Origin of the sequence: Frischella perrara, assembly GCF_000807275.1 — a bacterium.
GTDB classification, from domain to species: Bacteria; Pseudomonadota; Gammaproteobacteria; order Enterobacterales; family Orbaceae; genus Frischella; species Frischella perrara.
This window is the reverse complement of sequence record NZ_CP009056.1, coordinates 1,088,590-1,102,308: the sequence shown is the minus strand read 5'-3', so window position 1 is coordinate 1,102,308 and position 13,719 is coordinate 1,088,590. Positions and strand designations below refer to the sequence as shown.

Here is a 13,719-nt window from a genome sequence, read left to right as displayed (position 1 = left end):
CTATGAAACTACCCTCTTTTATCCAAATTTATAACGAGCTCATTACTATCCCGACCATTAGCAGTGTGACTGATGGAAAATTAGATTGTACAAATAAAGTGGTAATTGAAAAACTGGCTAACTGGTTTAATGACTTAGGTTTTAAAACTACAATTACCTCAGTTCCTAATACGCGAGATAAATATAACTTATTGGCTACATATAGTAACAATGATAATCTTACTCAAGGAGGATTACTATTAAGTGGTCATACTGATACAGTACCTTTTGATGAGGGATTATGGACGAAAGATCCTTTTAAAGTAACCGAATTAGACAACAAATGGTATGGATTAGGAACTGCAGATATGAAAGGTTTTTTTGCCTTCATTTTGGAATCCTTACGTGGTATTGATCTTAAATCATTGACTAAACCATTACATATCTTAGCCACAGCTGATGAAGAAATCACGATGGCGGGTGCAGCTTACTTTGCCCAACACGCTCAATTGCAACCCGATTGCACGATAATTGGTGAACCTACATCTTTAATTCCTATTCGTGCTCATAAGGGTTTTGTTTCAAACATTATCCGCATAACAGGAAAATCAGGTCATTCCAGTGATCCAGAAAAAGGAATAAATGCCATTGAAGTGATGCATTTAGTTATTGGAAAATTATTGGAGTTAAAACAAAAGTTAAAAGATGAATACCATAATACTAGTTTTGCTGTACCTTACCCAACAATGAATTTAGGAATAATTAGAGGTGGTGATGCAGCTAATCGTATTTGTGGTTGCTGTGAATTAATTATGGATATTCGCGCCTTACCAGAGATGGATATTCAGTCTTTATATGATCTACTCTGCCAAACATTAAAACCGATTATGGATCGTTATCCGGGTCGTTTGAAAGTTGATTATGAGGTTGATCCCATAGCAGGTTATGAATGCCAACATGACAATCCGGCTTTAATGGAAGTGGAAAAACTTGTTAATCAGAAAGCACAAACCGTCAATTACAGTACCGAAGCACCTTTTTTAAATCAAATTGCACCAACCATTGTATTAGGTCCTGGTTCCATTGAACAAGCTCATCAACCCGATGAATTTGTTTCTACTGAATTTTTGAAACCGACCATAGAAACATTACAAAAGATTATTACGCGGTTTTGTAAGTAAGAGCACCACTATGAAACGCAGAAAGGTTTGCATTACCAATCTGCGTTGTTGTATTTGTCAGCCTAGAATAATTATTTAATTTCACTCATTCTAGCAAATTGCTCAAAATAGGTTGGGAAGGTTTTTGCGGTGCATTTCGGATCTAATATCGTCACCGATGTGTCAGATAATGAGACTAATGAAAAACACATTGCTACACGATGATCATTATAAGTGTCTATTTCAGCATGTTTTAATTGCGCTGGCGGGGTGATTGTGATGTAATCATAGCCTTCTTCCACTTCTGCGCCTACTTTCCGTAATTCTGTAGCCATTGCGACTAAGCGGTCGGTCTCTTTAACACGCCAATTGTAAATATTACGAATAGATGTCGAACCTTTGGCAAATAATGCGGTTGTGGCTATGGTCATCGCGGCATCAGGGATATGATTCATGTCCATATCAATACCTTTTAATTCACCTTTACTACATTCAATGTAATCATCTCCCATAGTGATGGTAGCACCCATTTTTTCAAGTACTTGAGCAAATTGTGTATCACCTTGTAGACTATTTTTGCCAATTCCAGTTACACGAACAGTACCGCCTTTTATAGCAGCAGCGGCTAAGAAATATGAGGCAGATGAGGCATCACCCTCGACAAGATAATTTTTTGGAGATTTGTAACTTTGACCGCCTTTAATGACAAACTTTTGATAATTAAGATTGTCAACTTTAACGCCAAAAGTAGCCATCATGTTAATCGTAATATCTATATAAGGTTTAGATACTAAATCGCCAATAATGGTGATTTCAGTATCTTTTGGTGCTAATGGTGAAGCCATTAATAGTGCTGTTAAAAACTGACTTGATACGGAACCATCAACTTGAATCGATCCACCACTAAATCCGCCATGAAGATGTAAGGGTGGATAACCTTCATTTTCTAAATACTCAATCTTTGCCCCACCCTGACGTAACGCATCAACTAAATGCTTAATTGGGCGTTCTTTCATTCTTGGTTCGCCCGTTAAAATAATATTATTATTACCTAAACATAAGGCAGCAGCCAGTGGACGCATTGCTGTACCTGCATTACCCAGATAAAGTTCTAAAGGTTTATCTACATTTAAAGCTCCGGCTACACCAGTGATATCGCAAATCGTTCTATCATCAGACAATTGATAATGAACGCCTAAAGCAGTAAGTGCATCAAGCATATAACGCACATCATCACTGTCTAATAAATTTGTTAATCGAGTTTCGCCTTCGGATAAGGCAGCGAGTAATAAAGCCCGATTAGATACGCTTTTGGAACCCGGTAGATTAATCGTACCGGAAAATACTTTCACCGGTTGAAGTGTAATTGCATTATTAGAATCAGCCATCAATATTCTCTTATTTAATTAAATATAATTGGCATTGTAGAAGGAATACACGGATAACTCAATAAAATTCATCATCCGCTAGATTGGTGGGTTTATCACGGTTTACTGATAGCCATATGTACTCATAATCATCATTTTTAATTATGATTATTTATTATCTGTAGCATTTAATCCTTGCCAAATTTTAGCAGCGGGATGCGTTAAATTAAATTGATCTAAAATTCGTACGGAAATATGAGTTAATATATCATCAATGGTTTTAGGTTGATGATAAAATGCTGGATTGGGTGGAACGATCGTAACACCTAATTGTGATAAATAATGCAAATTGTCAAGATGGATAGTACTTAATGGTGTTTCCCGTGGAACAATTACCAATTTACGACGCTCTTTTAAAATCACATCAGCTGCGCGACTAATTAAATTATCGGCAAACCCACAACGTATTGCTGCTAATGTTTTCATGCTACATGGCACAATAATCATACCATCTGTTTTAAACGATCCACTAGAAATAGTTGCCCCTTGATCATGATTGGAATAGACAACATCAACCATATCGCATAATTGCTGATAACTGATATCACATTCATGGTTAATAGTCACCTTTCCCCATTTAGATACAACTAAATGAACATTGACATTCAGTTCCTTTAATTGTTGTATTACTTTAACGGCCAACGGTGCACCTGTTGCACCGGTAATAGCTACAATGATATGCAACATATTATCCCTCACTATATTGAGTCATTTTATTTATACAGTTTTATGTATAACGTAACAATTAATTAGATTTTATTATTTAGAATTTAATTTGTATTTTGAATTATGATGTTCGGCACCAAATCGTTTTATGAGAAAACCCTAATCGATTATTGGTCATTTTAAGCTCATCAATCATAATCTGCCACATTGGTGCTTTCATAACATGCGCAATAGGATAGCGTTGGCAAAATAACTGCCGAGCTCGCTTCTCTTCCTCTTCGGTTAGCAAGTAAATTACACCACTGAACTGAACACCTTTTATATTACCAATAAAAGCTGGTTGATCGGTAATTGTACCCGCTACAGCCGGATTAATTTGCATTATTTGCCCATGCCGAGTATTACTATGGCTAGTAATAATGAATGAAACAGGGTTAACATCAAAAATATAAAAACAGTTACAACACCAAGGCTTATCATCACTAACGCAACTTAATGTTAAGGTGGTTTGCTTTTTTAGATATCTGGCTATTTTTACTAAATTGTCTTTCATAATTAGAGGGGCTTATACAATACAATTCTCTTTCTAAATTTAACGATTTATTATTTTAAAGCATTAATAAAGTGATTTATTGATATCGCATTAATGTTTTCTTTAATAAATCGATGGCTTGCTTACCTTTTGCACTGTTTTGCCATAAATGGTCAAATAAATGTTGATGTCGCTTAATAGCTTCTTTTGATGCCGTGATAGAGGCAATACCTGTAGTAACATTAGGCAATTCACCTAGACGAAATGGACTCATTGCCAAAGCAAGTGGTTGTTGTTTTTGATAAAAAATCTGAAAAGTTAAAGATGGAATACTAGCTTGGCTCACACCAATTTGTAATTGCTCTTCATGTTCTTCAAATAGATTAATTAGGTGACTAATTTCTTGTCTTGCTAATTTACACCGTTGTTTTCTTTGTTCGGTGGAAATGTTCAATTTACCGACTAAACCTAAATCAAGAAAACGCTCAATATGTTGTAAACCAATTAAATTTATAACATCCGGAAAATATTGCAGATAATTTTGTTTACGTTCTTTTAAAATTGCCAAAGTTGCCCTAATTTTATTGTTATCTTGAGGTAAATTGGCTTCGGCTAACATATTAGCTAAATGATCTAAGTAGTCATCAGAAGTTAATAAAAAAGAGAATGGATCAAAGTGGGAGTATATGTGGCTAGCTTGTTGCTCTAATTGTCGCATGCGTTCAAAAAAGCCTTCACCACTTGAATAATATTCAGTATCGACACCTAACAAACTGGTTAATGATGTTTCTAAAAGAGAGGCTAAACGGTCGAGTATTTCAACTTTTATTAGTTCGCCTTTTTCTAAACGGTAAACCGCTGCTCGTGAAATTTTCAACTTTTCGGCAACATCTTCGGCTTTTAAGGAAGCTGCAATTCGATAAGCACGTAATCGTTGACCAATGGCGACATAATCAATCATCGAATTATTCATAACGCTCTCAATTCTATTTATTTACCTTAAATTTTATCATATCACAGTTGGTAAACCAATTATGTCAATTAGCTAAAGAATACATGTGGGGTTGTTAAATTAAAAATTAATCTAAAATTACCTAATTGATTGAATTAAGATTTTTTTATCTATCCTCAATGTCATTATTCATTACTAATCATTAATGCTGAAAGCGCTTCTTGTGTGTACGTAGTTAATAAAATACGTTTATCTGTACTTTTTATATACCTTTTTTTAACATTTTATATATATGATTTAACCCTTCACTTTCGCCTAAATCTTCAAGCAAGCATTGCTTAAGGTTGATTTTTAATCCTCGTGCAATTAAATTTCTATTTAATCAACCTTGATACCTTATGAATAAATACCTAGCTATCATCTTTGTTAATCAGTTATATTAACAACAAATTCACTATCATCAATAATTGAATCAACGATAACATGATGAATAGCGGTTATTTTTTATTATTTAGTTTCCTTTTTATGGCATATAAAACCTATTTCCAAAATTCAACCCCATGAAATTATTTTTCCAACACATACGTGCGAGCTTAGTGATAGTAAAAAATCTTGCCTAACGTACCTTAGAATTACACCATAACGGTTCATAGGGCAATTATTTAAAGATTGAGTTTACTGCTATATTGCTAGGATGTTATATAAGCTTGTAGTCACGATTCATCCTCTTTACTCATTAATTTAGTCAGGTAACTTTTTGATAGCTTGCTTAACTCTGCTTTCCTTCGCTCGTAGCGTCAGCCCAACTCAAGTAAGGTAATATTAGAGCGCTCAAGGTAAGCAATGTGGCTTAGTTGTTGTTCATTGAGGTGGTTGCGTATATCTCCCGTTATATCATGAATTTTTCGAAAAGCTTTAGCTGTCATACCTAGTACGATACTGTTAATCATATTAAATTCATTGGTATAGTTATGAGGCTTTGTCTCTTTGCCAAGTGATAGCCTATGTACGGTTAATGCATCACACATAGGACGGCTGTAGCTAGCGACTTCATTACGTGCTTTTGAGCGTTTTACTTCTTTTTTTTGTTCACAACTAATTAAGTAATTTCTGATAGCCCGCGCGTGTTCGTTGTTTTCAATAATCGCTAATTCTTTAGCGGTTCCGATTGTGAGAATATAATCAATACTCTTAGAGCCGACTTCTTGGTTAGCCATACATTTAATTGACGGTTTATTATTTTTATTTTGATTCCCACATTCTAGTGAATCAAAAATAAAAAAATCACTATCTTTAATTAGTCCATATTCTTCTATTCTTGCCTTTATCCAGGTGAAAAAATCATTACCTACTTTTAAATAAAAGTGTAATGCTTTGGCGCTAACTGTTTGCTGGAGTTTACCTTTGATTTTTGTTTCTTTTACCAGTAATAAATTATTAAAATTTGTCATGTATCATTGCTCCTAACTTATCAGAAAATCCCCCATTTAGCTAAATTTAGGCAAGGGGTAACCGTTAACGAAATTTTTCGTTTTGTTTTAAAATCAATTAGTTAATTCAGTATTTTTTGGCTAGAAACTTATCGCGAGAATGGCTATCTTTGGAAGCGTCATTATTCCAATGCTAGCTCGCGATATAAAGGGGTTTAGCTTTATTATCATTAAGCTACCTAACGGCGTTCTACTCTGCGAGATTCCAGCCAAGAGTATATCTCGTCGCACGATAACTAACTCGCGTAAGCTGATTCTAATCTTTTGTGGGAAGGTTTCATCTTTCTGCTCTAACGTATAAAGGCTGGTGTCAGATTTAAAGTGAAGTAAGGATTTTACTTCTTTTTTGGATAGAAATTGATTGGTCATTAGTTATATTCTCCTATTTTTAAAAACAGGTAAAAGGATATAACTAAATAATAGAGTGTTCGATAGATGAAATTAATGTAAATTTATCACAAGTTAATTACTTCTAAAAATTCCCATGGGATGTAATCAAACCCTGTTAACCATGGGATAAAAATTGTGTTATTTTATCCCCAATTATTACCTGAAAACGCGTATAAAAGAATTTATTAATGCCTTTGCCCTAGGAATGGTACATGATCTTAATCGTTCTTTTATATCAATTTCATATTCATCTGGATATAGTAAAGAGGCCATTTGATACTGTGTCAACTTTTCCCCTGTCAGTTCAGCCCATAAGTACAAATCTATATAAGGTAAAACCTTAAACTGTGCTAATCGATTTAGTTCATTATCACTCATTTTATTAGTTTTCTTTTGACCTCTAATAGCCCTAGTTTTTTGCAACCACTCTTTAAATGAGTTTATTATATCCTCATCATTATTTCTCAAATTAACACGAGCAAAGGCTTCACTATCTTCATATAGAGGAATTTCTGCAAAAACACTCCAATTATCCGGAAGAATATCTTCAGATAAATAATCCCCCCAAAAAGGATGTTCATCAAATATCCCTAATTTTTCTTCTTCCTTTTTGAACATTTTATAACATTTGTCTCTGTTTTTTATTATTTCACTCATATAATGAATCGACTTATTATCATGGTACTGCAAATTTTCATACATCGTTAACAAATCACAATAAGATATATTACTAATTGACTCTTCTTTTTCTAAAAAAGAATGACAAAAGTCTTCACATTTCATAGAGCTAGCTTCTAATAAGAATTCCTTCGAAGCATATTGTTTAATTTGTTTTTTATAATATTCCACTTCACATTGATTCTGATTTGAATTTCTATTTGATACAAATTGAATAGTGAACCTTCTGAAAAGAAGAGCGTACTCCCAAGAGTACCTTGTAAATGAAGTGCAAATATTATAATTATCAATATCAAACCAATCAGGACAAATTTTTATTTTTTTTATCATACACACCTCATGACCCCAATGAATATTTGTGACAGTTTGCTAGGATAGTGAATATTTGGACAGTAGCCTAGACGCAAATAGTAAGAATCTAACATACAGTAAGATACATTATAGCACTGTGTTTATATACATAAAATGTACTTATGTTTGGATTTGCTATTATCTAATTAAGCCTAACCGTTTAATCTTTAAGATCGTCATCATCAAAAAGAGGGATAAATCGTTCATACTTAAATTCAAAATCAATTTTAGTATTTTCAATATCAACGATTAAGATTTGAATTCATTGGCAGGAGGTTAATTTTTTCGTATGATCCATTTAGTTAAGATGCAATTAAGTCAAACTCTTGTAAAACTTACTATTCATCCTTCTACTTGTTCAACAATAAATATTTGCGCCAGTTCGCTATGGTCGCGAATGTTCGGCTATCAGCCTAGACGCAAATAATAAGAATTTGGCATACAGTAGGATGCTTATAGCACTTTATTTAAATTCATAAAATGTGCTTATATTTGGATTTGCTATTATCTAATTAATCCTAACTATTTAATCTTTAAGATCATCATCTTCAAAAAGAGGGATAAATCGTTCATACTTAAATTCAAAATCAATTTTAGCATTTTCAATATCAACAGTTATAATACAACCTCTCCACGCAGGTAAGCCATTATCAATATAATATTGTCTAAGTTCTCTTACCGTATCGATTAAAGGGCTTGTTATATCGGTATCCAATGTATACCAATTTAATTCATTATTTTGATTATAATAATCAAATATATAGATACAGTCCAACTCTGGGGTAAATTCTAATTGAGCAATTACTTTTTTTGCTCCATTAGGTGATGATTTAAAAAGTAATTGCCCAATTTTATTATTTAATTGATCGTCTGTTTTTGTCATTTTATCCACCTGCTTGGTTTAATAATACTGTCTTTACCCAACGCCTATTATCAATAGAATATAATACGTCAAAACTCTCTGGTCTTATATCTGTACCCTGATATACAGGCTCTTATCTTAACTTTAACTGTTTTACCGTCTCGTAAGGCATTAGCCCATCTACTTTCATGCTTTTTCCATAAGCCACGATTAAGATTTGAATTCATTGGCAGGAAGTTAATTTTTTCGTATGATCCATTTAGTTAAGATGCAATTAAGCCAAGTTCTTGTAAAACTTGCCATTCAGCCTTCGACTTGTTCAATAATAAATATTTGCGCCAGTTCGCTATAATCGTGAATGTTCGGCTATCAGCCTAGACGCAAATAATAAGACTTTAGTACATAGTAGGATACTTATAGCACTGTATTTAAATTCATAAAATGTGCTTATATTTAGATTTGCTATTATCTAATTAAGCCTAACAGTTTAATGATTTAGATTATTCATCATGATCATCATATTCAGAATAAAGATCAATAAATGGTTCGTACTTAAATTCAAAATCAATTTTAGCATTTTCAATATCAACAGTTATAATACAACCTCTCCACGCAGGTAAGCCATTAGTTAAGTTATTATCAATATAATATTGTCTAAGTTCTGTTACCGTATCAATTAAAGGGTCTGTTATATCGTCATCCAGTAGATACCAGTTTAATTCATCATTTTGATTATAATAATCAAATAAATATCTACAAACATCCATTTCTGGGGTAAATTCTAATTGAGCAATTACTTTTTTTGCTCCATTAGGTGATGATTTAAAAAGTAATTGCCCAATTTCATTATTTAATTGATTATAAGTTTTTGACATTATCATCCACCTATTATATTTAAAAATTCTTTCTACCTTTCAATAAATGGCTCATATTTAAATTCAATATCAATTTTAGCATTTTCAATATCGACAGTAACAATACAGCCTACCCACGCTGGTAATCCATTAGTTAAATTATTATCAATACTGTATTGTCTTAATTTCACTAAATAATCTAACATATCGCGATTAGCTCTAGAGCCTCCAAGAAATCGTTTAATATCATTTGATTTATTTATATAATCAAATTGACACTTACAATGATCTCCTTCAGGAGACAGCTCTGCTTTCATTATGACTGTTTTTGCTCCATCAGGAGCTATATTGAATAACAGTTGGCCAATTTCATTATAAATACTATTATTTTTTAACATTATTTTCCTCCAGGTGCATTTTTAAATGTGTGTTCTAATAGAGTCTCACCATCAATTGAAGAGGTTATATAAAAGCTTTCAGGTCTTAAACTCGTTCCTTCATATAAAGGCTCTATCTTAACCTTAACTGTTTTACCTTCTTGCAAGGCTTTAGCCCATCTATTTTCTAGAGCTTTCCACTCGCCACGATTGAGATTTGAATTCATTGGCAGGAGGTTAATTTTTTCGCCTGAGCCATTTAGTATTGAGGCGATTAAATGCCCGCCTTCGTCACCGTCTATCCCTTGTTTACCTGCTTTCAATTGTTGGTAAGTGTTTCTGTCTAGTGTATCAAGTTTAAGATCCGCCTCAACTCTTACTACTCTTCCTAAATGGTCTATATCATATATTTTATTACCGTCTACAATATACCTTGTGTTAGGTTCGGGATTATTAAGTAATTCATTCCAATTACCTTTGCTGCCTGATTCGGTTTCTATCGTTACAATTTTAAGTTTATAGTGAACTCTCGTTCTAACGTCCGATATCATCCATTTGATTCTTGAGTACTTTAAAGCTCGCAATGAATGGGCAAAGGGTTCAGCAAGCCCGCCTATCAATAACCCTTCTAAAACATTTTTTAAACGTCCTTCCGCTGCGCTATCATCTGGATCGGCTTGTAAATACTCTGTAACTGGGTTTTGTAATTCTTTGAATGATTGGACTAAATTAGAGAGTCGTTCCTCGTGAGGTGCAAAAACTGTAAAATCTGTGACACCGCCGGCTATCGCGCCTTTACCTAGCTCACCCATTTTCGATATAGGTTTGATAAATTTTAACGTCCTAGATACAGGAATAAACCCAATTAGAAATTGGCTTACACCACGAGTAAGCGCGCCGGATATGGTTTCCGGCTCTGGAATTTCTCCCAATTGGATAGGGTTTTGTGTTTCAACGTTAAAACCATACTCCATAATGAGGTTAGTTGGCGAGGTATCCCATAACAAATCAGATGCTGACTGCGCAGCATCACGGATCCCCCCTAATATTTGTAATGGTATATCATAATACCAAGGGCGATCCTCTTGCTGCTTATCGAACACTATATCAACATATTTGGCATTTATGGGTAAGCTAACATAAGCGTAACCGTTATTATCTAATGTCCCTTGCTTAAGCATCTTTTGACTGGCATTATCAAAGATAGTAAACGGTTGATTAGCTAGATTATAAACTGTCAATTCTATGTAGTTGTCTTGAGCCTTACCGTAACGCATTTCCAGCTCATAAGCCTTTACTTCGTCAGGGGTTAATTTGCGTGGTGTTCGATTACTTTGATTACTTCGATTATGATTTGAGTTTATAAGATCATTTTCTGGTTGCAATAAGCCAGAATTGTAAACAATAGGCAATTCAAATAAAATTGCGCGTTGTGATTCTAGCGCTTCTTTTAGTCCGATAAATAAACCTTTATCATCTTTATTATAGGTATTGCGACCATAATATAAACCAAGCGCTTCGAGTGTGGGGTATAGGTTTTTACACTCATCTTGATGGTTAACACAATATTCTACAATTTCATCTATTTTACTACGATAATCATAATAAACAGGTTTTAGTTTACTGTATTCTATAATAGTGTTAGAACTTAAAGAGATAGAACTGAAGGGTGAGTCATTTTCTTTCTGTTTTTGATATTCTTGCCACTGCTTTGCTGTTATTAATACATAATTCTTCATAAGATTTATATTTTTTTTATTTTATATATTACTGCAATTACCTAATTTACTATTTACAGCATGGATTAGCAATGATTTAAGTTAATTTCCGGTCTTTTGCCCTAGTATTTTCATTTATTCGAGCATTATTAATAGTTGCAGACACAATTAAGTAGTGCGTTTGTAATTCAATTCTAGTCAAAGCAAGCAATTGCATACATTGGGCAATTTTGGTGCTTTGCTTTTTCTGTTTGCGTGCTTCATCTGTTAGCTTTCTTGTTTATTATAATGAGACTTCAGGAACACTACCAAAGTTAATTCATACCCCTTCCTTAGCATACGGGCACGAATACTCAAATCGCCAAATCATAGAATTATTTGCTTTAATTAAAAAGATACATTCCGCACAGTCAAATAAAGAATAGTTTTTATCTTTTAGCTTGGCAGTTTTTATCGGTGTAACTGTTAAGGGCAAAGTTCCTCTTACCATAATAATTTTAGGTATAGAGTTTATATGTGTATTGTATTTGTATGCCTAAGAATTTTGGTTGTAAATATACCTTATTGATATTTGCGAGGCTTTAGAATAGCGTTTAATCCTTAGTTATATTAGGTTTAGACTATTTAAATGGATGTTAACAAATATCAAAGAATAGTGAATTAATGGTCAATGAGAGAGTTGAATTAATCCTTATTATCAAATTGTTCTAATATCGTTAACCATTGCTGATCAAACGGGGCTTTAATTGATAATAACTTTTGATTGATTGGATGGCTAAAAATCAGCTCACTCGCGTGTAGCATTAGTCGTTTCACATCAAAATAACGGTTAAATGCTCTATTTTGATGAAGATCACCATGCTTACTATCCCCAATTATGGGATGAAAAATATGCTTCATATGTCGCCGTAATTGGTGTTTACGTCCAGTTAGTGGTTTTAATTCTACTAAGCTATAACGAGCTGTAGCAAATTTACCTACAGCAACCGGAATTTCGATCTTACTTAAAGGTTTATAATGGGTAATTGCAGATTGAGCCGGTTTTTTCTGATTGGCGAATTTATCCGCAATTTTATCCAATTCCTCAACAAGAGGATAGTCGATAGTATCAGCTTGTTGAATAAAACCTCTAACAATAGCATGATAGGTTTTTTGTGGTTGATGATGGGCAAATTGCATTGCCATTAAATTCGCAACTTCACTTGATAGCGCAAAGAGTAATACGCCAGAAGTTGGACGATCTAATCGATGAATTGGATAGACATGTTGACCAATTTGATCACGTAATGTTTGCATGATGACGACTTTTTCATGTCGATCAAGCCAGCTTCGATGTACTAACCAACCAGATGGTTTATTAATGGCAATTAGGTTTTGATCTTGGTAAAGAATATCAAATATCATTTATTTTAAAAACAGTCTTGTTAATTCTTCAGCAATAGTTGGTGTATTATTATCACCAATAACACGATCTACTTGTTGCTTTATTTCTTCATCAGCATTACCCATTGCAATGCCCAAACCGGCCATTTTTAGCATTGAAAGATCGTTATAGTTATCACCAAAAGCAATGATTTGTTCCAATGGTATTCCTTCATAATTTGCCCAATTAGCCAATCCTTTGCCTTTACTATTACCTTTGGCGGCAACATCAGCACGATTTACCCAAGACCATTCACACTCAAAATCGCCTTGCGCTTCAACTGCTGCAGAAAATGCTTTTAATGCAGGAATATCATGAGAACTTGTAGCGAATTTGAATACCTTTTTAGCATCATTAATTACATCTAGAAAACTATTTACTTTCACAAATTCTGGTTTTAATTGTGTTGGTAAAGTGTCAATCCATTCAAATATACCTTCTAGATGATCATCCAACACTTCATAGGTGATATATTGATCAGTATAGATTAATGTATGAATATTATATTCATTAACTAAATTGAGTAATGTTTTAGCTTGTGTTTTCGTTAATGGGTTAGCATCAAAAGCCATGCATTTATTAAAATCATAAAGATAAGATCCATTACAGCAAATAGCAGGCGTCGCTAATTGTAATTGATGGTAATAAGGATAAATCATAGAATGGTGACGACCTGTAACTAAAATTACCTTAATCCCCATTTGTTTTAGTTGATTTAATACTGAAACAGTTTCAGGTAAAATCAGTCTTTGGTTATTTAAAAGGGTACCATCCATATCAAATGCCACAGCTTTATAAGTCATATCCTGCTCCTAGTTGTCATAACCCTTATATATTTTACAATTTTTATAAATGTGTTA

At 33.4% G+C, this 13,719-nt stretch carries 14 protein-coding genes; 1 reads left to right on the top strand and 13 read right to left on the bottom strand.

From position 1 onward, the window contains the following. Positions 1–2: 2 nt before the first annotated feature. Positions 3–1,160 carry an acetylornithine deacetylase gene (gene argE, locus FPB0191_RS04800; RefSeq protein ID WP_039106652.1) on the top strand — a complete coding sequence of 386 codons (1,158 nt, stop codon included), beginning with the start codon at positions 3–5 and terminating at the stop codon, positions 1,158–1,160. A 71-nt stretch (positions 1,161–1,231) separates the two neighbouring features. Here argE and aroA read toward each other — a convergent pair whose 3' ends face one another. The 13 genes from aroA to FPB0191_RS04735 all read right to left on the bottom strand — a co-directional run bounded on the left by aroA (position 1,232) and on the right by FPB0191_RS04735 (position 13,662). After that, the gene (aroA, locus tag FPB0191_RS04795; protein ID WP_039104401.1) at positions 1,232–2,527 is read right to left on the bottom strand and encodes a 3-phosphoshikimate 1-carboxyvinyltransferase; all 1,296 of its coding nucleotides are present in this window, start codon (positions 2,525–2,527) and stop codon (positions 1,232–1,234) included. Between the two features lie 147 nt (positions 2,528–2,674). After that, a complete protein-coding gene (locus FPB0191_RS04790) occupies positions 2,675–3,250 on the bottom strand; it encodes a UbiX family flavin prenyltransferase (protein WP_039106651.1) in 576 nt (191 codons plus the stop codon). A 103-nt stretch (positions 3,251–3,353) separates the two neighbouring features. Next, positions 3,354–3,785 (bottom strand): PNPOx family protein, encoded by a 432-nt coding sequence (locus FPB0191_RS04785; protein ID WP_039104400.1) that lies wholly within the window; start codon positions 3,783–3,785, stop codon positions 3,354–3,356. 76 nt (positions 3,786–3,861) lie between these two features. Continuing rightward, positions 3,862–4,737 carry a helix-turn-helix domain-containing protein gene (locus tag FPB0191_RS04780; protein ID WP_039104399.1) on the bottom strand — a complete coding sequence of 292 codons (876 nt, stop codon included), beginning with the start codon at positions 4,735–4,737 and terminating at the stop codon, positions 3,862–3,864. 776 nt (positions 4,738–5,513) lie between these two features. Further along, positions 5,514–6,167: an antA/AntB antirepressor family protein gene (locus FPB0191_RS04775; RefSeq protein ID WP_052236766.1), complete on the bottom strand. Its 654-nt coding sequence runs from the start codon at positions 6,165–6,167 to the stop codon at positions 5,514–5,516. Positions 6,168–6,752: 585 nt separating this feature from the next. Further along, positions 6,753–7,604, bottom strand: a complete 852-nt coding sequence (locus FPB0191_RS04765; RefSeq protein WP_039104397.1) for a DUF6387 family protein — start codon at positions 7,602–7,604, stop codon at positions 6,753–6,755. Between the two features lie 547 nt (positions 7,605–8,151). Next, positions 8,152–8,508 carry a hypothetical protein gene (locus FPB0191_RS04760; protein WP_052236765.1) on the bottom strand — a complete coding sequence of 119 codons (357 nt, stop codon included), beginning with the start codon at positions 8,506–8,508 and terminating at the stop codon, positions 8,152–8,154. Between the two features lie 68 nt (positions 8,509–8,576). Then, positions 8,577–8,714 carry a DNA/RNA non-specific endonuclease gene (locus FPB0191_RS12550; protein WP_202965382.1) on the bottom strand — a complete coding sequence of 46 codons (138 nt, stop codon included), beginning with the start codon at positions 8,712–8,714 and terminating at the stop codon, positions 8,577–8,579. A gap of 273 nt (positions 8,715–8,987) precedes the next feature. Continuing rightward, positions 8,988–9,362: a hypothetical protein gene (locus FPB0191_RS04755; RefSeq protein WP_052236764.1), complete on the bottom strand. Its 375-nt coding sequence runs from the start codon at positions 9,360–9,362 to the stop codon at positions 8,988–8,990. 32 nt (positions 9,363–9,394) lie between these two features. Next, on the bottom strand, positions 9,395–9,739 hold the full coding sequence (locus FPB0191_RS04750; protein WP_039104396.1) for a hypothetical protein: 345 nt from the start codon (positions 9,737–9,739) through the stop codon (positions 9,395–9,397). After that, complete coding sequence (locus FPB0191_RS11895; protein WP_082018236.1) at positions 9,739–11,457, bottom strand: DNA/RNA non-specific endonuclease; 1,719 nt, start codon at positions 11,455–11,457, stop codon at positions 9,739–9,741. The genes FPB0191_RS04750 and FPB0191_RS11895 overlap by 1 nt, the downstream gene beginning before the upstream one ends. Before the next feature lie 663 nt (positions 11,458–12,120). Then, positions 12,121–12,837 carry a tRNA pseudouridine(65) synthase TruC gene (gene truC / locus FPB0191_RS04740; protein ID WP_039106645.1) on the bottom strand — a complete coding sequence of 239 codons (717 nt, stop codon included), beginning with the start codon at positions 12,835–12,837 and terminating at the stop codon, positions 12,121–12,123. Positions 12,838–12,840: 3 nt separating this feature from the next. After that, positions 12,841–13,662, bottom strand: coding sequence for a pyridoxal phosphatase (locus FPB0191_RS04735; protein ID WP_039104395.1), 822 nt, complete (start codon positions 13,660–13,662; stop codon positions 12,841–12,843). Between the last annotated feature and the right edge of the window lie 57 nt (positions 13,663–13,719).

What these genes read in the sequence shown, in the direction of transcription:
- FPB0191_RS04750 (WP_039104396.1), bottom strand. Translation starts at nt 9,739, where the DNA reads ATGTTAAAAAATAATAGTATTTATAATGAAATTGGCCAACTGTTATTC.
- FPB0191_RS04775 (WP_052236766.1), bottom strand. Translation starts at nt 6,167, where the DNA reads ATGACAAATTTTAATAATTTATTACTGGTAAAAGAAACAAAAATCAAA.
- FPB0191_RS04785 (WP_039104400.1), bottom strand. Translation starts at nt 3,785, where the DNA reads ATGAAAGACAATTTAGTAAAAATAGCCAGATATCTAAAAAAGCAAACC.
- aroA (WP_039104401.1), bottom strand. Translation starts at nt 2,527, where the DNA reads ATGGCTGATTCTAATAATGCAATTACACTTCAACCGGTGAAAGTATTT.
- FPB0191_RS04755 (WP_052236764.1), bottom strand. Translation starts at nt 9,362, where the DNA reads ATGTCAAAAACTTATAATCAATTAAATAATGAAATTGGGCAATTACTT.
- FPB0191_RS04760 (WP_052236765.1), bottom strand. Translation starts at nt 8,508, where the DNA reads ATGACAAAAACAGACGATCAATTAAATAATAAAATTGGGCAATTACTT.
- FPB0191_RS11895 (WP_082018236.1), bottom strand. Translation starts at nt 11,457, where the DNA reads ATGAAGAATTATGTATTAATAACAGCAAAGCAGTGGCAAGAATATCAA.
- FPB0191_RS04765 (WP_039104397.1), bottom strand. Translation starts at nt 7,604, where the DNA reads ATGATAAAAAAAATAAAAATTTGTCCTGATTGGTTTGATATTGATAAT.
- FPB0191_RS04780 (WP_039104399.1), bottom strand. Translation starts at nt 4,737, where the DNA reads ATGAATAATTCGATGATTGATTATGTCGCCATTGGTCAACGATTACGT.
- FPB0191_RS04735 (WP_039104395.1), bottom strand. Translation starts at nt 13,662, where the DNA reads ATGACTTATAAAGCTGTGGCATTTGATATGGATGGTACCCTTTTAAAT.
- argE (WP_039106652.1), top strand. Translation starts at nt 3, where the DNA reads ATGAAACTACCCTCTTTTATCCAAATTTATAACGAGCTCATTACTATC.
- FPB0191_RS12550 (WP_202965382.1), bottom strand. Translation starts at nt 8,714, where the DNA reads ATGAATTCAAATCTTAATCGTGGCTTATGGAAAAAGCATGAAAGTAGA.